Annotated in this window: 13 protein-coding genes and 1 pseudogene; 4 read left to right on the forward strand and 10 right to left on the reverse strand. The window is 60.9% G+C overall.

Features of this window, described 5'->3' with window-relative positions; translation table 11 throughout:
• Positions 1 to 32: 32 nt before the first annotated feature.
• From VSP_RS30400 to VSP_RS40265, 3 genes are all read left to right on the forward strand, one after another.
• Entirely contained in the window at positions 33 to 1,649 is a 1,617-nt protein-coding gene (locus tag VSP_RS30400; RefSeq protein WP_009965477.1) for a DUF1501 domain-containing protein, read from the forward strand.
• A 72-nt stretch (positions 1,650 to 1,721) separates the two neighbouring features.
• Complete coding sequence (locus VSP_RS30410; RefSeq protein ID WP_232289526.1) at positions 1,722 to 2,249, forward strand: hypothetical protein; 528 nt, start codon at positions 1,722 to 1,724, stop codon at positions 2,247 to 2,249.
• Positions 2,250 to 2,253: 4 nt separating this feature from the next.
• The gene (locus tag VSP_RS40265; protein ID WP_157211144.1) at positions 2,254 to 4,386 is read left to right on the forward strand and encodes a redoxin domain-containing protein; all 2,133 of its coding nucleotides are present in this window, start codon (positions 2,254 to 2,256) and stop codon (positions 4,384 to 4,386) included.
• 289 nt (positions 4,387 to 4,675) lie between these two features.
• Here the strand turns inward: VSP_RS40265 and VSP_RS38130 are convergent.
• The 4 genes and pseudogenes from VSP_RS38130 to VSP_RS30435 all read right to left on the reverse strand — a co-directional run bounded on the left by VSP_RS38130 (position 4,676) and on the right by VSP_RS30435 (position 12,421).
• Positions 4,676 to 6,173: pseudogene (locus VSP_RS38130) on the reverse strand (IS1380-like element ISVsp19 family transposase).
• 262 nt (positions 6,174 to 6,435) lie between these two features.
• Positions 6,436 to 6,972 (reverse strand): type II secretion system protein GspG, encoded by a 537-nt coding sequence (locus tag VSP_RS30425; RefSeq protein WP_029190886.1) that lies wholly within the window; start codon positions 6,970 to 6,972, stop codon positions 6,436 to 6,438.
• Between the two features lie 96 nt (positions 6,973 to 7,068).
• The gene (locus VSP_RS30430) at positions 7,069 to 8,688 is read right to left on the reverse strand and encodes a DUF1501 domain-containing protein (protein WP_009965483.1); all 1,620 of its coding nucleotides are present in this window, start codon (positions 8,686 to 8,688) and stop codon (positions 7,069 to 7,071) included.
• A gap of 82 nt (positions 8,689 to 8,770) precedes the next feature.
• Positions 8,771 to 12,421, reverse strand: a complete 3,651-nt coding sequence (locus tag VSP_RS30435; RefSeq protein ID WP_232289527.1) for a DUF1800 family protein — start codon at positions 12,419 to 12,421, stop codon at positions 8,771 to 8,773.
• Positions 12,422 to 12,908: 487 nt separating this feature from the next.
• Here VSP_RS30435 and VSP_RS42800 point away from each other — a divergent pair, with 487 nt between their 5' ends.
• A complete protein-coding gene (locus VSP_RS42800; RefSeq protein WP_157211145.1) occupies positions 12,909 to 13,280 on the forward strand; it encodes an acyl-CoA thioesterase in 372 nt (123 codons plus the stop codon).
• An 885-nt stretch (positions 13,281 to 14,165) separates the two neighbouring features.
• Here the strand turns inward: VSP_RS42800 and VSP_RS30445 are convergent.
• The 6 genes from VSP_RS30445 to trpS form a co-directional block, all read right to left on the reverse strand.
• The gene (locus VSP_RS30445) at positions 14,166 to 14,597 is read right to left on the reverse strand and encodes an MGMT family protein (protein WP_009965488.1); all 432 of its coding nucleotides are present in this window, start codon (positions 14,595 to 14,597) and stop codon (positions 14,166 to 14,168) included.
• Positions 14,598 to 14,657: 60 nt separating this feature from the next.
• Positions 14,658 to 15,077: a type 2 periplasmic-binding domain-containing protein gene (locus tag VSP_RS30450; protein ID WP_009965490.1), complete on the reverse strand. Its 420-nt coding sequence runs from the start codon at positions 15,075 to 15,077 to the stop codon at positions 14,658 to 14,660.
• A gap of 15 nt (positions 15,078 to 15,092) precedes the next feature.
• Positions 15,093 to 15,401, reverse strand: coding sequence for a hypothetical protein (locus tag VSP_RS30455; RefSeq protein ID WP_009965491.1), 309 nt, complete (start codon positions 15,399 to 15,401; stop codon positions 15,093 to 15,095).
• Positions 15,402 to 15,460: 59 nt separating this feature from the next.
• The gene (locus VSP_RS30460) at positions 15,461 to 16,081 is read right to left on the reverse strand and encodes an RNA polymerase sigma factor (RefSeq protein ID WP_009965492.1); all 621 of its coding nucleotides are present in this window, start codon (positions 16,079 to 16,081) and stop codon (positions 15,461 to 15,463) included.
• Positions 16,082 to 16,267: 186 nt separating this feature from the next.
• On the reverse strand, positions 16,268 to 16,510 hold the full coding sequence (locus VSP_RS30465) for a DNA-binding protein (protein WP_009965494.1): 243 nt from the start codon (positions 16,508 to 16,510) through the stop codon (positions 16,268 to 16,270).
• Positions 16,511 to 16,627: 117 nt separating this feature from the next.
• Positions 16,628 to 17,593 (reverse strand): tryptophan--tRNA ligase, encoded by a 966-nt coding sequence (gene trpS / locus VSP_RS30470; protein ID WP_009965495.1) that lies wholly within the window; start codon positions 17,591 to 17,593, stop codon positions 16,628 to 16,630.
• Positions 17,594 to 17,643 lie beyond the last annotated feature (50 nt).

Below are 17,643 nucleotides of genomic sequence, written 5' to 3' on the forward strand. Positions count from 1 at the left end.
AGTATCCACCAACCTTTTCCAGGCTTCCAAACATGAATCTACTGTTTCGTCGCAAAAATGAGCCCAGCCGCCGCCAGTTCCTCGTTCAGACGGGGTGCTCCGCCATGGGCATCACCAGTGTGGTGAACACGCTGGCCCACCTCAAGCTCATGCAGGGTGCGCTCAATGCGCAGTCCGGCGGCAGTGGCTACAAGGCCCTGGTCTGTGTCTTCCTCAACGGGGGCAACGACTCCAACAACATGCTGCTGCCCTTCACTGGCACCGCCCGTACCGACTATGAAGCGGGTCGCGGGGTGCTCACCATCCCCACAGCCAACGCCAATGCCGCGCTTAATGCCCTCCAGATCAATGCCACCAACGTTGCTGAAAGCGATCCGTTGGGCGGCTATCTGGGCACCTTTGGCGTACATCCAAAGTTCAACCACGTCAAAACCATGTTTGACACCGGGGAGCTGGCCTTCGTCGCGAATGTTGGCACCCTCACCCAGCCCGGTGTAACTCGCGCCAACTACGCCACGGCCTCCAAGCCTCCGCAGTTGTTTTCGCACTCGGACCAGCAGGTGCAGTGGCAGAGCTCCATCCCAGACAAGCCCTTCACCAGCGGCTGGGGCGGTCGTGTCGCGGACCTGCTCGACCCGGTGTACAACCCCACCACGGGGAATGCTTCCATGTCGGTCTCCATCTCCGGCGTGAACAGCTTCCAGGTCAGCCCCACCGGTGTGGTGGCTCCCTACGTGATGACTAGCAGCGGGGTGGTGAGCTTTGGCGGTTATGGCACGAACTACGCGAGTGCGGTGAACAACCCCAGTCTGCTCTTCCAGGCCGCCAACTACAAGACGGGTGAGCAGGGCCGACGTCTTCAGGCGTTTGAGAACATCCTGCAGATGACCCATGCCAGCCTGCTGGAGAACGCCTATAATGGTGTGGTCATGAACGCCCGTGTCACAGAAGGCATGGTGGGCACCGCCCTTCAGGGCACGGCGGGGGCCACCGCCGGCACCAGCACGCTGGACACGGTCTTCAATGACGCATTCGTGGGTTCAGGGTTTAATGCCAACAACGACTTCACCAACCAGATGAAGCTCGTGGCCCGCCTCATCGCCGGCCGCTCATCCCTCGCCAACACGCGCCAGATCTTCTTCGTCCAGCAGGGTGGCTTTGACACCCACACCACGCAGATCCCGGCTGGCAGCAACACGGGCGGCCACACCGGCCTGATGAACAACCTCAATTGCACGCTCAAAGGCTTCCGCGACGCGCTCACCTCCCTGGGGGTGTTCGACAATGTGGTCACCTTCACCGCTTCCGACTTCACCCGTACCTTCACGGCGAACAAGGGCGACTCCTCTGCGGGCAGCGACCATGCCTGGGGTGGACACGCCATCGTCATGGGCGGTGCGGTCAAGGGCCAGCGGGTGTACGGGAAGTTCCCCGTGCTCAAGCTCGGTGCTGCCACTAACAGCATCGACTCCACCGGAGCCAGCGGTCGCTGGATCCCGAGCTCCAGCGTGGACCAGTACGCCTCTGTGCTGGCCAAGTGGCTGGGCGTGGGCGATGCGCAGCTCGCCAACATCTTCCCAAACCTGAGCCGCTTCAACAGCCCCTCCAGCGCGGCGGCCAACCTGGATTTCCTGGACTTCGCCGTCTGAGATTTCTGAAACCTCCAAGGCTCCGGCAAACAATGGTTGCCGGGGCCTTTTCTTTTCTTTCTACTAGCTGCCATGCCCTCCTCTCAAAAGTCGCGGAGCACGTTATTGTTGATCATTGCCGGCATCGCTGTTGCTGCAGTGGTGGCGGTATTTATAATCCGATCCTCCCCGGACTCGGCCTCGCCTGCCATGCCCGGCAAACCCATCGCAGAAGCTCCCAAACCTGCCCAGCCAGTGGTGGACCTGGGGCCCATAGCCGTCCACCCATCAGCGCCTGAACTGGCCGCCCAGCTCACCCGAAATGACCTGGACACCATGGCGCGAATTGAGGCGGTGAACCAGATCCTGTATGTGTACCGCCAGGGTTTTGGCGGCAATCCCTCCGGCCAGAACGAGGACATCGTGGCCGCGATCTTGGGCGGGAACGAAAAGCGCACCGCCCTGCTGCCCAGGGATTGCCCCGCCATCCAGGACGGAAAGCTGGTGGACGAATGGGGCACCCCTTACTGGTTCCATTCCGTGACCGCCAAGGTGATGGAGATTCGCTCTGCCGGGCCTGATCGCGAACTTTTCACCAATGATGATGTCTTCGTCCAATAACTCCATGTCGTTACTGATCCGGAAGCTCCGGCGGCTACCTCTCGCCCTCTGCTGGGGAGCCGGTGCGCTGGCGGCAACTGCCGCCGAGCCGCCGCCCGCCTGGCGTTGTCTTTCCGCCATGGCCTGGCAGCGGGAGCAAGAGTTTCAAAAACCTGCCAACGAGGAACAGGCCTTTCGGAATGGACCGTTCGACCTGCCCGTGATTCCTGATCCCGGCCCGCGGGCCGCCTTCCTGCCTTGGGCAATGACAGGCGTCTCCGCAGAGGTGAAGGCGCGGCTCGTGGAGGGCGTGCGACACCTGCATGCGCTGGACGACACAGCGGCCGAACGTTGTTTCCGCGATGCCGCGCGGCTGGATGCAAAATGCGCCGCCGCTTGGCTGGGGCTGGCCATTGCCAATGAGAAGCTGCCCTCCCGGGCCCTCTATTTTCTGGATCAAGGAACTGCCGCCGCAGAAGGCAGGCCCGAGGCAGCATGGTACGATCTGTATCGCGCCCTTTTCCAAACCGTACAATCCCGCGATCTATCAGACCGGCTCATCACCCTGGCCGATGGCATTGAAGCCACACAGAAGTCAGGCAAGCCCCTGCCAGGAGCCCTGGCCATGGCGCTGCGCTACCGCATGCTCGCCTCACATGTGTCCGGACTCCCTGTGAAGAACGTCGAGTTAGCCGATGCCCAACTGCTGGCCTGGACGAAGCAACCGGGCGGCGACATCCTGCTGCCCTACACGGTGCTCTTGTGGACGAAGACGGATCCGGCCCGCGCCTCCTCACGGGTGGAGACACTGGTGCAGAAGTGGCCTCAGCCAGCCATGCAACGGCTCGCGGCCGACCCTCTGCTCGCCGCCGGGAATCTCCGCGGGGCCATGGGCCACCTTGAGGTCGCCTACCAGGCAAAGGCACCGTACGAAGCTGTTGCGTTGGAAACCACCGGTCAGACCCAGCAGAGATGGGACCGGGGCGCCTCGCTGGCCTGGACGCTCTATCACTCCGGCGCGGCAGCTTCGGCATTGGATACGGCCAGCAGCCTGCTTGGTCAGGCCCGCAAGCCCGGCTTCACTGGCCTGGAGGCGGTGGATGATGACCCGTCCGGCATCTACCTGGAAGGCCTTAAACTACGGGCCCAGCTCATGATGGCCACTGGCGACTGGGCGGGGCTGGCAACATGGATGCAGGAAATCACCACGAACTCTGACGGGCTGGTGCAGAAGCTGCACAGCCAGTACTTCGGCATGCTCGCCGCCGCTGGTTCAGGACGGCGCGCGGAACTGGTCAAACTGCGTCCTTCTTTGAAGCAGACTGCGGACCTGGTGCAGGCCACCCCCTATCTCAACCGCCATGGGCCGCTCGCGATTCGCATGGTGCGTGGCGCCGATGCTTTTGCAGATCTGTGCCAGGGCCGGGTGTCTCCCTTTTTGAAAGATGTGGTGGACGTGCCTGCCTTGGTGCTGGCACCAAAGGTGGCGGCCGCCGGGGCCAAAGACGGAGCCATCGCCATGCTGGAGGAGGCACTGGGAAAACAACCCGGCTCCAAGCCTCTGCTGGCGGCGCTGGAGAACATCAAGAACCCAGGCGCGGTACAGACAGCCTCCCCGGGGGCCGATGCGGCAACAGCAGCCGAAGAAGCCAAGTATGGTTGGCTGGCACCGATGGCTCCGCCCCTCGCACTGCCGGACAAGAATGGCTCCGTCGTGGATCTGGCTGCCTATCGTGGCCGACCCGTGCTGGTCATCTTCTTCCTGGGCGGCGGATGCCCCCATTGCGTGGAGCAGCTGCAGAAGTTCCGGCCTCATGTGCCATCCTATCATCTCGCAGGCATTTCGTTGCTCACAGTCAGCACGGATCCTGTTTCAGACCTGGCGTTGACGCTAGGAGGCAAATCAGAGCTGGATCCCGACCTCCCCTTTCAGATCCTTTCTGACTCGAGCCTGAGCACTTTCAAAGCCTGGAAGTGCCATGATGATTTCTTGAACAAGCCCATGCACGGAACCTTCCTGCTGGATGGCGAAGGACGGGTGCTGTGGAGCGACATCAGCCATGATCCGTATGTGCAGGCGGGTTATCTGCTGGGCGAGTGCAGGCGGTTGTTGAAGGTGGGCAGTAGTGAGGTGCCTGGGGGCAAGGGTAAAGGGTAGCAGCCCCCCAAGGTTCCTGGTCCGCAAAGAGGTCCGCTATCAGGGTTGGAGTACTTCCTTTAGCCCGCATTTCTCATACCCCCTGACTTGACAACCCAAGATCAGCGGGTTTTGGGGTGTGCGCCTTCTGTGGGGGGTGAGACTTGGTGGGCGAAATGGGTCGGGCCAGGGAACTGAAGGCTCTCAGGGCGTGTTCAAGAGGCCTGGATGCTCTTTGCCCAGGGTTCGAAGGCATAAGCATCCCTCTGCATGGGCTGCAGATGTCCCTTTGAGTGAAAAGGCCCCGGTCTCAGGGGCTGCATCCAGCCAGTCTTTGCTGGGCCAGACCATAGACTTCTTTGAGAGTGCAGGCACTTGGCAGCTGCACATAAATGCGCCTCACGCTCACGGTGATCAGGGCCGCGATTTTGAGCAACTTCAGCCGGATCGTGCCCACCGTGGCTGTAGCCAGAGGCGTGCCGTGCAAGGCCACCGCACGCATCTGGCTCAACAGCAAATAGGCAAAAGTCGAAAACCACAGACGCAACTGGTTGCTGCTCTTCCAGGCAGTGGAAGTGCGGTCGGCAAACAGGTCCAGCTGCTGTTCCTTGATGCGGTTCTCCATGTTGCCCCGGGCGCAATAGAAGCGTTCATACAACCCGCTGCCCGTGGCAAACTGCTCCTCCCCCTGCGCCCATGGCTCCCTGGAACTGATGTTGGTGACAATGAAGCGGGGGTTGGTCTTGCCCTGGGTTATTTCGGCCTTGCCGATGACACGCCGTTCCCGGCTCCAGGTCTTGAGCGTGCGGTAGCTCAACTCCTCAAACTCCCGTGCGGTTCCTTCCAGTTCGGGCGGAGCCTTGGCTCCGGCAGCTTTTGCAAGGCGCACCGCCTCGGCATCGAGCTTCGCGGCCGTCCGCCAGAAGGTGGGGACGAGCATCTCCTGCAAGCGGATGTTGCGGGCCAGTCCAAAAACATAGTACAGCTGCGGCTGGGTCTCGATCCAGCTCATGAGCTCATCGCGGCAGAACCCGCTGTCGGCACGCACAATGATGACCACCTGCCTGCCAAACCGGCCGCGGATGGCCTTCACGATCTTCTGGAGGGCCTCCAGGGTGCCGCCTGCCGCATCCCCGTCGGCGGTGCGCAACTGTGACCACAGAGGCACATCCCCACAAAAGCAATAAAGGGGCAGGTAACAGTAGCCTTTGTAGTAACCGTGATAGAAGCGGCCTTCCTGGTGGCCGTGAAGCAGGTCGTCGGTGGCATCAAAGTCCAGGACAATGACCCCGCTTTTGCGTGGGATGGCCGCCACCGCCATCTGCAAAAGCAGGTCTTGGATCCTGTCGGCATCAGCGTGGATCTTTTTGGTGAGCGCGTGTTCCTGGGCACCCAGCTCCATGCGGTTGAGGGTGCTCTTGCCCGCCAGGGGGCAGCCTGCATCCTGCGCATGATGCCGCTCCTGCCCCAAGACATCGGCCCGCCCGCAAGCGGCAGCCAGGAGGGGATCTCGGCGCAGACAGTCGTGGTCATTGAGGTCTTCGTAGCCCAGGGCCAGACCAAAAAATACGCTGACGCAGCATGCCCGCCAGATCGTGTTCGACGAAGCGCTGGTCGCGTCGGTCCGTGAAACAACCCGCCAGCTTCTCACACAGGCCCAGCTTCTGGTCGATCTGGCGCAACAGGAGGCTGCCCCCTTCACTGGAGAGGTAACCTCCCGAGAAATCCGCCTCCACACGCCTGCCACCCAGCGCTTGAAACTCCAACTTGGCCTGTGTACACTGTGTCGCTGCTTGAGTCTGGTGCATGCCTTGGTTTTTGCCTTGGTAATCAAAGACTAATGCGCCGCTGCACCCGGCTCAAGCTTCTCGCGTATGAGAAATGCGGGCTAGACGATGCGTTTTCCCTGATGGCATTGGCCTTTAGGCGGCGTATTTTGGCGATTGGCCTCCCTATCTTGTGTTGGATGACAGGAGACGTGCGACTGATTCCGCCTAAAGGCGGTACTCCAACAATGCCGCCTCCATCGACGTCAATTGCTTCCTTGAACCCCAACTGACGCACCGCCCCCTACTCCTTCACATCCGGCACGACGTCATCATCCGTAAAAAGCTCCCTGTCCGGCCCCGCAGACCTGACCTCCATGTCCTTGCTCGTGACGGAGTGAAACCAATAGGGCGTGCCCCATTCGTCCACGAGTTCTCCTTTGACGATGGCGGGGCAGTCTTTGGGCAGGAGGGCGGCACCTTTTTCGTTCTCCCCGAGCAGGGCGTTGACCACCAGCTCGTTGTGGCCAGTGGGAATGCCGCCCATCACCTGGCGGTACATGTAGATGGCTTTCTCCACATACTGGATTCGCTCCTCGGCAGGTTGGCCAGGCTTGCAAATCAGGCCAGAGAGTTCCGCGGCGGACTCATGCAGCACGACGGGAGGTGGCTGCGGCAGCACGGGGGACTTTACCGAAGGGCTCGAAGGTGCAGGCTCCGGTTTGGGCGGCCCGGACCCGTCCTGTCTGGTGATGTACCAGAGGACGACAGCCGATGCGACCACCACCAGCACGGCGATGACCGGCAACGCGCGCCCACGCGGAGGAGGAGAAGATGACATGAGATTCAGGAAATGACAGCACCCACCAGCCGGCCGCCGTCACCCCTCGTAGGCGGACGGCAGCCGGAGTCTTCAGCACAATCGCACAGGCCCGGGTCAGGCTTCAAGGAAGTCCATGTTGCCTGAGGTGATATTTGGCAGCGTCACGAAGCGGCTCAGGTTCGGGAAGATGTCGCCAAGAGTGCTGGCGTCCACCCCAAGCCAGCGCGCCATGATGGCGGCGTACTGGTCCACCGGTGTGCTCGGGATCCACAGGCCGCGGGTGCCCGTGGCATCGATGGAGTCCGTCACATTGCCCAGCTTGAGCACGGGGTACTTGCCATAGACCCGCTGTCCTTTGACAGCACCGCCCATGACGATGGCATGGCCGCCCCAGGCGTGGTCGCTTCCTGCGGTGTTGTCCGTCTTGTTGGGCGTGAAGGTGCGGGTGAAGTCGGAGGCGGTGAAGGTGACCACATTGTCCCAGACATTCCCCACTTCCGCGCCTTTGAGCGCGTCGGCAAATCCCTTGAGCGTGCAGTTCAGATTGTTCATCAACCCCGTGTGGCCTGCGGTGTTGCTGCCTGCGGGAATCTGGGAGATATGGGTATCGTACCCTCCATGCTGGACGAAGAAGATCTGGCGCGTGTTGCCCAGTGCCGAGCGCCCCGCGATGAGGCGGGCCACGAGCTTCATCTGATTGGCAAAGTCGTTGTTCGCGCTGAGGCCGGAACCGCTGAAGGCATTGGTGAAATAACTGTCCAGCGTCGTCGTGCCTGAGGCACCCACCGTGGACTGCAGCGCAGTGCCCACCATGCCCTCCGTGAGCCGTGCATTGAGGGCCACGCCGTTGTAGGCGTTTTCCATGAGGCTGGCATGCGTCATCTGCAGCACGTTCTCAAACGCCTTCAACCGGTGCCCCTGCTCGGTGTTCTTGTAGTTGCTGGCCTGGAAGAGCAGGCTCGGGTTGGTCACAGCGCTGGCGTAGTTCGTGCCATAGCCGGTGAAGTTCACCAGACCGCCGCTGGTCATGATGTATGGGGCCACCTGTCCCGCCGGGCTGACCTGGAAGCTGTTCACCCCGGAGATCGAGATGTTCATCGAGGCGTTGCCCGAAGAGGGGTTGTACGCCGGGTCGAGGAGCTCGGCCACACGTCCACCCCAGCCGCTGGTGAAGGGCTTGTCGGGAATGGAGCTCTGCCACTGCACCTGCTGGTCCGAGTGCGAGTAGAGTTGCGGGGGCTTGGGGGCGGAGGAGTAGTTGGCCCGCGTCACTCCGGGAAAGGTGAGCGTGCCCACGTTGGCGATGAAGGCGAGGTCGCCCGCATCGAACATGGACTTCACGTGCGTGAACTTCGGGTGCACCCCCAGCGTGCCCAGATAGCCGCCCAACGGATCGCACTCGGCGATGTTGGTGGCATTGAGCTGGAGCGCATTGAGCGACGTGGTGGCATGGGTCGTGGGAATGGTCAGCATGCCGCGGCCGGCTTCGTAGTCCGTACGGGCCGTGCCACTGAAGGGCAGCAGCATGTTGTTGGAGTCGTTGCCCCCGTTGAGGAAGACGCAGATCAGGGCCTTGTACCCGCCTCCGGAAGACTGCGCATTGAGCGCACCCTGCATGAGGTTCAGGTGGGCCAGGGTATTCACCATGCTGGTGATGCCCATGGCAGAGCAGCCGGTCTTGACGAGGAACTGACGGCGGTTGGGCTCGTTCTTTTTGGGAAAATTGAGGTGCATGGAAGAAACAGGTTGGAATTGAAGTCTGGACGGTGACATCGGGACCCGCCGTCCGGCACATCCGGGCGGCAGATCATTCCGGTTATTTCAACACCACGGCCTGGGGCAGCGTGGCCAGGAGGTAGAAGGTGTTCCTCACGCGGGTGCGCGCATCGTTGGCGAAATTCGTCGCATCTGTCGTGTGCCGGTTGTTGGCCGCGATCAAGTTCACACCATCAATGATGGACTTGCGCGGGTTGGACGTCGAGGAGCTCCCGTAAGCCGACTTCAGATAGCCAGCGGAGAGGAGGCTGTCGCCGAAGTCCACAATCACCTTCACCGCCTCCGCGTGGGCTGCCTGCTTCTGCGTGGTGCCCGGGGTGGCCGGCACCGCCGCAGGTGCATACTGGGCCGCGAGCGCCGTGGTGTAGGTGGTCGTGTACAGGGAGATCAGCTCATCAAACTTCGGAATCAGATTGTCCACCTGCTTGTAGAGACTGCCCGGGGAGTTGGTTCCAGGAGTGAACTGGGTGGCCGTGAAGTAGCCCTTGTCCACCGCCCACTGGGGAATGGAGAGCTGCACTCCTGTGCCTGTCTGATAGCCGGCAATGTTGGGCAGGTCATCCAGGTTCCGTCCGGCATTGGCCGTGGGAGGCACGGAGGCGAAGATGGTGTTGTAGTGGCCGTTGACCACGTTCACCACATTGGACTCTGTCGCCACCTGGAGCTCAGGTGCCACCAGGCCTGCGGAAGCCAGCGGTCCAGGCATCACGTAGTCCGGAAGGAACCAGTTGAACACGCTGGGGGCGCGCTGCGGAGACTGGGTGATGGACGACTGCGTGTCGAAGAACCGGAAGCGCAGGGCCCCCGCCGGGAACTTGTTGTATTCCGATACCGGATACGCCGTGGTGACCGGGGACTCCAGCGAGGTGAAGGCGATCGGCACCGTGGTGAGGTTCACCAGAGGAAGGCCGGTGTAGCACTTCAAGGAGCGCAGCATGGAGGTGAAGTGGAGCAGAGGCTCCTTCACCTTTCCAGATGCCACCGTCCCATCCGCGATGGAGAGGCTGCGGGCCTCATAGTCCAGCAGGATGGCCTTGATCACCTCACCCAGATCTCCGCAGGTGTTCTTGTACACGTTGGAAACGCGATACAGGTAGCCGGAGCTGGGGTTCGAGGTGGTAAACCGCTGGATGAGCAGACGGCTGATGAAGACCGGGGTGTTCGGATGGCCGTTGTAAGTGCCGCCGGAGAGGGGGCCTGCCAGGGCGTTGAGGGCATCCGTGATGTCCGCCAGGCCTTCCGACTCCGGCGTGGTGTTGTTCGTCCGGGCGGGGATGGCCACCTGACCGGCCTTGCCGTTGAAGAGCGTTTTGGCGCCAAAGTCATGATAGGCATCAAACATCTTCAGCGGGTTCATCCACGCGGCCTGCCAGTAGCGTGTGGAGGTGCTGGACTGGAAGAAGTTTGTGTTGTCCTGAAGCGCACCCACCGTCTGGCTGGAGGGGTTGGGATAGGTGGGTGCCGTCACGCTGGCGTAACGCTTGCCAAAGGCAAAGCCGGTGAAGACGCGGGCCAGCTCCGTGATGTCGGGCTGGTCATACGTGGCGATCGGCAGGCCGTTGTTGTCCAGTTTCAAGCTGCCATCCAGATGGCGTTGCACCAGACCAATGGAGAACAGCTGCATCACCTCACGGGCGTAGTTTTCATCCGGCCGGATGTTGCCCGTTGCTTTCTGATTGCGCAGGAAGCTCAGGTAATAAGCCATCACCGGGCTCTGGCTCACGTTGGAGAGGATCTGGCGATACCGGCCAAAAGCACCCTGCGACAGCATGTCCCAATAGTGGGCCATCCCGTAGTGGTTGGTCTGCAAGGTGGAGTCGTTTTCCGACACCACCACGATTTCACTCAAGGCCAGGGCCATGCGCTGACGGAGCTGGTCCTTGCTCTGTAGCACCAGCGTCCACCACTCCCTCCGGCGGTTGGCATAGTTGGGGTAGTTGTTCTGGTGGATGGTGCTGGCCACCCAGGCGGTGCCATTCCATGAAAAGGAACCGGCTCCGAACTGCGGGTCACGGTTGTAGTTGATCGGCTTGTTGCCCCGCAGATAAAAGTCCTCCATGTCTGCGGCCTGCACCAGGGTGGTGAAGGAAGGCGAAGGGGTCTGCCCCAGGTCCATCTGCTTGTTGATCCAGGCGGTGTAGCCAGCGAGCGCGTCGTTGCCGTTGGCAGCAATGAGGTCCTTCACCTCCTGGATGCTCTCCGGCGTAGGGCCATAGGTGGCCTGAAGCAGGAAACGGACGATGTCGCGGTCCAGGTTGGATCCCGTGAGGATCGGCCAGCCTGTGCTGCCATAGACCGGCGGGGCGGGTGGGGCCGGAGGCTCGGCCACGGAACCGTTGGCAGGGGCAAAGTTTCCTCGAATCTCACCGCTTCCGTAGTTGGCCGTGTGCACGTTGATGTACACGTACCCGTTGAAGAGGGCGTTGAGCGTGGCTTGCGCGGTGTTCCAGCCACCGACGGGTTCCGGCACGATGGTGTACACGTGGTCGGTCACCTGGCCGAGCTCCAGGCTTTCCACGATCGGTCCACTCGCCTGAGCATCCGCCGCAGGCGCCGCATGCAGGTGGGAGGCACTCTGGAGGGAGGTCAGGTTGCCAAAGGATGAGTTGACCACGGCCAGGGTGTTGTCCCCGTTCAGCATGAGGGTGGCCACCCCGGTGGCCGTGGTGATTGCCCCGCCCTCCCGGCCCAGGTAGGCCACAAAGAGCCGGCGGTTGGCCTCGGTGTTGGTGGCATCACGAATATCCACCTGCGCCGTGCCCAGGGGAGTGGTCACGCCACCGGACACCGACTGGAAGGTAAAGCGAAGCACTTCAGGAACTTCATTGCTGGAATCAGTGGTGGGTGTCACCCGAACATCGTACTGCGCCGCCCCAGCCGGGATGGTGAAGCTTGTCCCGGAGATGGCGCCACCCGCACCATCTTTCAGGACATAATCCGAAGCAGAGGCGGAGCCGAGTGCGGCGTCAGAATTGCCAGCAAGGACAAATGATACCAGAAGCGGCATGCTGCTGTCGCTGCGGGTCAACCGCACTACCGCTGCCGTACCTTCTTTTTCATAGGCGCTGGGTGTGACCACACTGGCAGAAATGGAAAGCAGACTGTTCAGCGTGGCACCGTCTGTCCCCACGCCGCCAGAGGCGTTGTTGGGTGAGTTGGCCAACGTTGGAGACGTGGTCATTTGCCCCTCCGCCCAGTCAGACACGCCATCTCCATCTGTATCCTGGTCACCCGCAATGACGCGGAAGAATTTGGGGGCTGTGCCAGACCCGAGTGGCACAGTGAAGCTCTGCGACACTCCGGTACCCGTAAGCGGGGATCCCTCCGCCGTCCAGGTGGGTCCATTGGGAGCAGTGCTGCTTTCCAGCACATAGCGCTTGCCCGTCTGGGTCTTCACCGAAACCTGAAAGTTGCCTCCCGAAGCGCTCACCTCCCCGACCTTCAGCACGTCCAGTGGATCGCTGGGGTTTGTCCCCGCAACACTCTCTGCCAAATTGGTGGCACCATCACCGTCCGCATCTTCCGCGAGTGGGTACGTCGCCACAGTAATGCCGTAGCGGTTCTGCCACACATCATCGTACCCGTCGTTATTGCTGTCGGCGGCTCCATGAACCAACAACACTGACGTGGCGGCCAGTCCCAATGCCGCAGTCATTCCTTTTATTTTGCACAGTGAGGAGGGGCGCATCATGGCGGATTAAGCGTTGAGAATTAGTCCCTTGGCTGAAGTCGGAGTCCCCGCGAGGCTGCCAATTTGCGAAAAAACAATCAACGCAAAATTGCAGAAATTATAATTTATATATTTTCATTACGGCATTATGCAGAACAGCAGCTTATCTCAAAAAAATAATTTAATTGCATGGCTTACTGTAACCCAAGCGGTTTCCCCGCTCATTCTACGGGCCGGACACCGCAAGTCCCAGCCGTCCGGCCGGGCTGCGGACGGTCCTGTTCGCAGGCATGGAAAGGCCCCCGCAGCGCGCCGCGTCGCACTGGATCGGACGCAGGCAAGTCATGGTGGCACCCTTGCAGTTCTACCGACCCTCTCAAAAAATTCGGGCTGCATCCTGCTCATCCAACCAATTGACCGCCGCCCCTTCACACATCCGGGAGCACTTCATTGGGGAGTCGCGATTTTGTCATGGCCAAGGCGCGGCCAGCGAAGGATGATGCCCCTCATGACGGCCGGACGAATCTTCACCAAACACTTTGTGGTGCGACCTCAGGACCTGAACCACGCCGGCACCGCCTTTGGCGGCACCATGATGGCCCATGCCGACGAACTCGCTTTCATCGCCGCGACCTTGACCTACCCCGGCTGCACCTTTGTGACCAAGGTGTTCCGCGAATTCAACTTCATCCACGGGGCAGTGGAGGGTGACATCGTCCAGATCGAGGCCGAGGTGCTGCAGAAGGGCCGCAGCTCTGTCAGGGTCGGCGTAAAGGCCAGCCATGCCATCACCCACCGGGAGTTGTTTCAAACCGAGGCGGTGCTGGTGAATGCGCGTGGCGGAAAGAGCATGTCGATTCCGGAGAGGGAGGGCAGCTGAAACTCAAAGTAGTGGCGGGCTTCAGCCTGCCTTTGTATGACGTAGATGGCGCGACGGAACAGGCTGAAGCCTGTGACTACTTTGCTTGGCGAGGGTATGCTTCCAACGCTTGACCAAGGAGCCGCGGTTTGTGCTTGCACAACCGCCGATGGTTAACGGAGCGATTGATGAATTACTTCGATGCCGCAACTCACGACCCAGCGCCATCATCGGGAAGTTGGCTTGTCAACTTTGATGATCTGATGGTGTCCCAGCCCGGATTGCCCGATGCCGGAGGCATCAAGGCCATTAGACGGTTGAAGGAGCCTAGCGACTGATACCTCCGGAAGTTCAGATTCCGTATTGCATCCCGGAGCGGATGCCCGCGACGTCGCCTCCGGCATCTCAACTTCCCTGGAAGACTGTTCCGATTTTAATCGGCTATTGACGCTGTAGGGCAAGCGCTCCGCTTGCCGCGAATGACTCCTGACGCGACACTCGAAACAGATGGCCTGTTGAGGGAGCAGGCGGACATCAGGGGGTAATTCGACTGACGAGCTGAAGCTCTGCACTACCTTGCAGGCAGCGATGCTCAAAGTAGTGATAGGCTTTAGCCTGTCGTTGTGTGACGTCGATAACACGACTGAGCGAGGCTGGGAACCCACGCCTCCTTTATTGCGAGAAGGGCGTGCGAAGGGAGGCCTGGAAACGTGTCACTTTGGCAACCAGGCCGACTGAAGTCGGTACTCCAACAATGCCCGCTCCGCCGATACGACAGATACCTCGAACCCCAACTGACGCACTGACGCACTGACGCACTGACGCACTGACGCACTGACGCACTGACGCACTGACGCACTGACGCACTGACGCACTGACGCACTGACGCACTGACGCGCCGCCCCCCTAATCCCGAACCTCGCTCCAGCGAATGTTCCGCCTCACTCCCACGACATGAAAGTGATCGTCCGAGTTCTGAATGTAACCCTGGGCATCGATGGTCATGCCTTCGCCCTCCAGGCGGCTGCGCTGCACATTGGACAATTCCGTCTCCATGTTCTGACTGATCCGAGCGTCGGCACTGACCACCCGATGCCAGGGCAACACAGCAGACTCTTCTTCCGTCAGATGGCTCATCACTGTGGCCACGTGTCTCGCCACCACATTCATGTGCACCGCGATGCTGCCATAGGTGGTGAACTTCCCCGCCGGGATCAACGCCACCAACCGGATGACCTCCGCCCGAATCCGGGCAAACGCTGCGGACCGCGCCTTGGGCTTGGCTTTCTTCTTCGGGGGTTGGGCTTCGGTACTGGGCCTGTCTTGACGTTTTGGCATGAGCGTTGGCAAGAGTCTGCCGCAATCCCATGCGCTCTGACAAGCCCTTATCCCTCTCCCCTACGGTACCGTCGCCGGCCCAAGCTTTTCCTTCCGGCCGGAGAGTTCCTTCCAGCGCCGATAGGTGTCCTGCTTGATCTTGTCGAACTCTGCGTTCTGCTCTGGGGTGAGGTGCTTGGCGATGTCGCTGTGCGTCACCTCGAGTTCGAGAAGAATGCTTTCAACCGCATCGGCCACGATGCCATGAAAACGCTCACCCGTTTTATCGAGAATGGGGCGGATCTCCTGCCGCTGCTCCGGAGTAAGTTTGAGCCGACGCTGAAATTCCGCCATACGGGCGTCCCCCCATCGCTTCAGGGCAGAGCGCTCGGTCAGTGCCTTTTTCACCCCCTGGAGGGTGACTACAACACCGGAGAGCGCACCAGCTCCAAAGATGGCGGTCATGCCGAGCACGAGTTTCCAGTGGCGGAGAATCTTCATGAAGGGAAGGACGTATTAAGGAGCGGCAAACGTGTTCATGAAAGTACCCGCCAAGGCCGTGTCGCCGCTCCAAAGACCGAGAAGGAGGTCATAGTTCAAGGCCACGGCAGCGAAGGTAATGGCCATGGCGATGGCGGCCCCACGCCAGGCAAAGGTTTCCCGAGTGCGCCAGATGCCTGCCTCAATTTCCGCCATGCCAGCCTGCCAGCCCGCCACCACGCGGGTGGTGAAGCCATACGGCAGGGTCTCGTCCTCTGCCGGGGCCTGGGCCGCATGGCGGGCCAGGCGTGACCAGGGCGATGAGTTGCGAGGGGATTCGTTCATAAGGTCTCTGTGTCTCTATTCTATATGGCGAAAATCAAACCGAAGTTCCGCAGGAGTCGTCAGATCCCCGCCTTCTGTTGCCGATTTGGGGGGGTGGCTTCAAGTGCTTCCATGGCTTTGCGCAGCTTCCGGCGGGCGCGAAAGGCCCGGACCTTCACCAGCGTGGCGCTCCATCCTGTGGCTGCCTGCACCTCCGCGACCGACCTCCCTTCCATGTCCATCATGGTGAGCACCAGCCGGTCCGCCGGCTTCAGAGTTTCCAGGAGTTTGTGTGCCAGCTCCCGGGCGCTGACCGCATCGCCAGAGCTGGTCTGGGAGTGGTCCTGCAGCACCTGGTCCAGCACCTCCACCTCCCGCTCGCTGAGATCTGCCCAACGCAGTTCGGGCCTGCGCTTCTGATGGCGCAACGCATCCAGGCATGTGGTGACCGCCACGCGGGAGACCCAGTGCTCAAAAGGCATGGGGCCCCGCCACTGATCGATACGGGCAAAAACTTTCATGAACACCTCCTGTGTGAGATCCTCCTCAGCGACGCGACGCGGCAGATGCCCACGCACAATACGAACCACTGCGGGATAAAGCAGCTCCACCATGGTGCGGGCCGCTGCCTCGTCTCGATCATCCCGCACCCGTGCCACCAATGGGGCAAAATCGGGTGGAGTGTCACGAGCGGCAGGCATGGATGAACATGGGGCACGACCCATGAGACGCCACCGTCAGGTCGCCGGTTACGTTTCTTTGCGCGAACTCGCAGGACCCTGCCATCAAGAATCTCGCCACCCCAGCCAGGGCGATTGCCTCACCCCAGCCTTTCTTCGCTGCCACCCACCTTCCCACACCCAAAAAAAGATTGGGCTGGGGAGAGCCTACTCCATTTCACGGGCGACCTGCAGCGTGCGCTGCAAGGCATCCAGAAACTCCTCGGCGTTCTCCATGGGCAGCATGATGGTGTCGCGACGCCCTCGGACGTCCTCGGTGATCTTGATGAACCGACCCCGGTCGTTCTCCTTCAGGTCCAGGAAAAAGATTTTCCTTTCGCCGACGATTTTTTCACTGTGCAGCGGCGGAGCTCCGCGCTGCGGTTCTTCACCATAACCATACATGCTCATGCCTGTCCTCCATAACTGCGAAATTCTTTCGTAATCAAAGAATTCGCTTATTTCGGCGAGTCTAGTGGCGTGCTCCCCAGTTTGTCCAATAAATTCGCAGAGGCGCGTCGCAAGGTCTCAGCCCAGTCCTACGGCATGGCGTACGCGGTCCAGAGTACGGCGGGCAACGACGCGCGCCTTCGCGGCACCGGCCTGCAACACATCATCCACATAGCCCGCCTGGGCCACGATCTGCGCCCGACGATCACGAGCCTCGGCAAAGAAGTCCCAGATCTTCTGGAATAACTGCTTTTTGTAGTCGCCATAGCCACGGCCGCCTTTCTTGAAGTCCGCCACCAGTGCATCGTATTCCTCACTCGTGGCGACCAGCTTGTAGAGCTTGAGGATGGAGCTGTCGTCCGTGGGCTTGGGGGCCTCCACCGGCGTGGCATCAGTGATGATGCGCTTCACCTTCGTCAAGAGCGCCTTCTCCTCTTCGAAAAGGCCGATGGTGTTGTTGTAGCTCTTGCTCATCTTCCGCCCATCCAGACCAGCCACCACCGCGGTGTCTTCCCGGATCAACGCCTCGGGCACTTTCAGCGTCCCTTCACCGTAGGCGAGATTGATCTTGGTGGCGATGTCGCGGGTCACCTCCAGATGTTGCTTTTGATCCTTGCCCACGGGCACACGATCACTGTCATAGATGAGGATGTCCGCTGCCATCAGCACCGGGTAGGCAAAAAGGCCGTGATTCGGCGTAAACCCATTTGCCACCTTGTCTTTGTAGCTGTGACAGTTCTCCAGCATGGGCATGGGCGTCACGGTGCTGAGGATCCACGCCAGTTCGGTGTGCTCTGGCATGTCACTCTGGCGGAAGAAGACCGCTTTTTCAGGATCCAAACCACAGGCCAGGAAGTCGACGGCGAGGTTGCGCACGTTCTCTCGCAGCACCTTCGCGTCCTGAATGCTGGTGAGGGAATGATAGTTGGCGATGAAGTAATAGGCCTCCCCTTCGTGCTGCAGTTGCAACGAGGGCTGCATCATGCCGAAGTAGTTGCCGAGGTGGAGCCGCCCGGTGGGCTGGAGGCCGGAGAGGATACGCATGGGATGGCGAAAGTGCTTGCGGACGGGGCAAAGTCAACCTACGGAAAACC

Source organism: Verrucomicrobium spinosum DSM 4136 = JCM 18804, from assembly GCF_000172155.1.
Taxonomy (GTDB): Bacteria; Verrucomicrobiota; Verrucomicrobiia; order Verrucomicrobiales; family Verrucomicrobiaceae; genus Verrucomicrobium; species Verrucomicrobium spinosum.

Excerpts from the sequence above, each read along its gene's own strand:
- VSP_RS30460 (WP_009965492.1), bottom strand. The coding sequence starts at position 16,081 with ATGCCTGCCGCTCGTGACACTCCACCCGATTTTGCCCCATTGGTGGCA.
- VSP_RS30410 (WP_232289526.1), top strand. The coding sequence starts at position 1,722 with ATGCCCTCCTCTCAAAAGTCGCGGAGCACGTTATTGTTGATCATTGCC.
- VSP_RS30430 (WP_009965483.1), bottom strand. The coding sequence starts at position 8,688 with ATGCACCTCAATTTTCCCAAAAAGAACGAGCCCAACCGCCGTCAGTTC.
- VSP_RS42800 (WP_157211145.1), top strand. The coding sequence starts at position 12,909 with ATGACGGCCGGACGAATCTTCACCAAACACTTTGTGGTGCGACCTCAG.
- VSP_RS30425 (WP_029190886.1), bottom strand. The coding sequence starts at position 6,972 with ATGTCATCTTCTCCTCCTCCGCGTGGGCGCGCGTTGCCGGTCATCGCC.
- VSP_RS30465 (WP_009965494.1), bottom strand. The coding sequence starts at position 16,510 with ATGAGCATGTATGGTTATGGTGAAGAACCGCAGCGCGGAGCTCCGCCG.
- trpS (WP_009965495.1), bottom strand. The coding sequence starts at position 17,593 with ATGCGTATCCTCTCCGGCCTCCAGCCCACCGGGCGGCTCCACCTCGGC.
- VSP_RS30455 (WP_009965491.1), bottom strand. The coding sequence starts at position 15,401 with ATGAACGAATCCCCTCGCAACTCATCGCCCTGGTCACGCCTGGCCCGC.
- VSP_RS30445 (WP_009965488.1), bottom strand. The coding sequence starts at position 14,597 with ATGCCAAAACGTCAAGACAGGCCCAGTACCGAAGCCCAACCCCCGAAG.
- VSP_RS30400 (WP_009965477.1), top strand. The coding sequence starts at position 33 with ATGAATCTACTGTTTCGTCGCAAAAATGAGCCCAGCCGCCGCCAGTTC.
- VSP_RS30435 (WP_232289527.1), bottom strand. The coding sequence starts at position 12,421 with ATGATGCGCCCCTCCTCACTGTGCAAAATAAAAGGAATGACTGCGGCA.
- VSP_RS30450 (WP_009965490.1), bottom strand. The coding sequence starts at position 15,077 with ATGAAGATTCTCCGCCACTGGAAACTCGTGCTCGGCATGACCGCCATC.
- VSP_RS40265 (WP_157211144.1), top strand. The coding sequence starts at position 2,254 with ATGTCGTTACTGATCCGGAAGCTCCGGCGGCTACCTCTCGCCCTCTGC.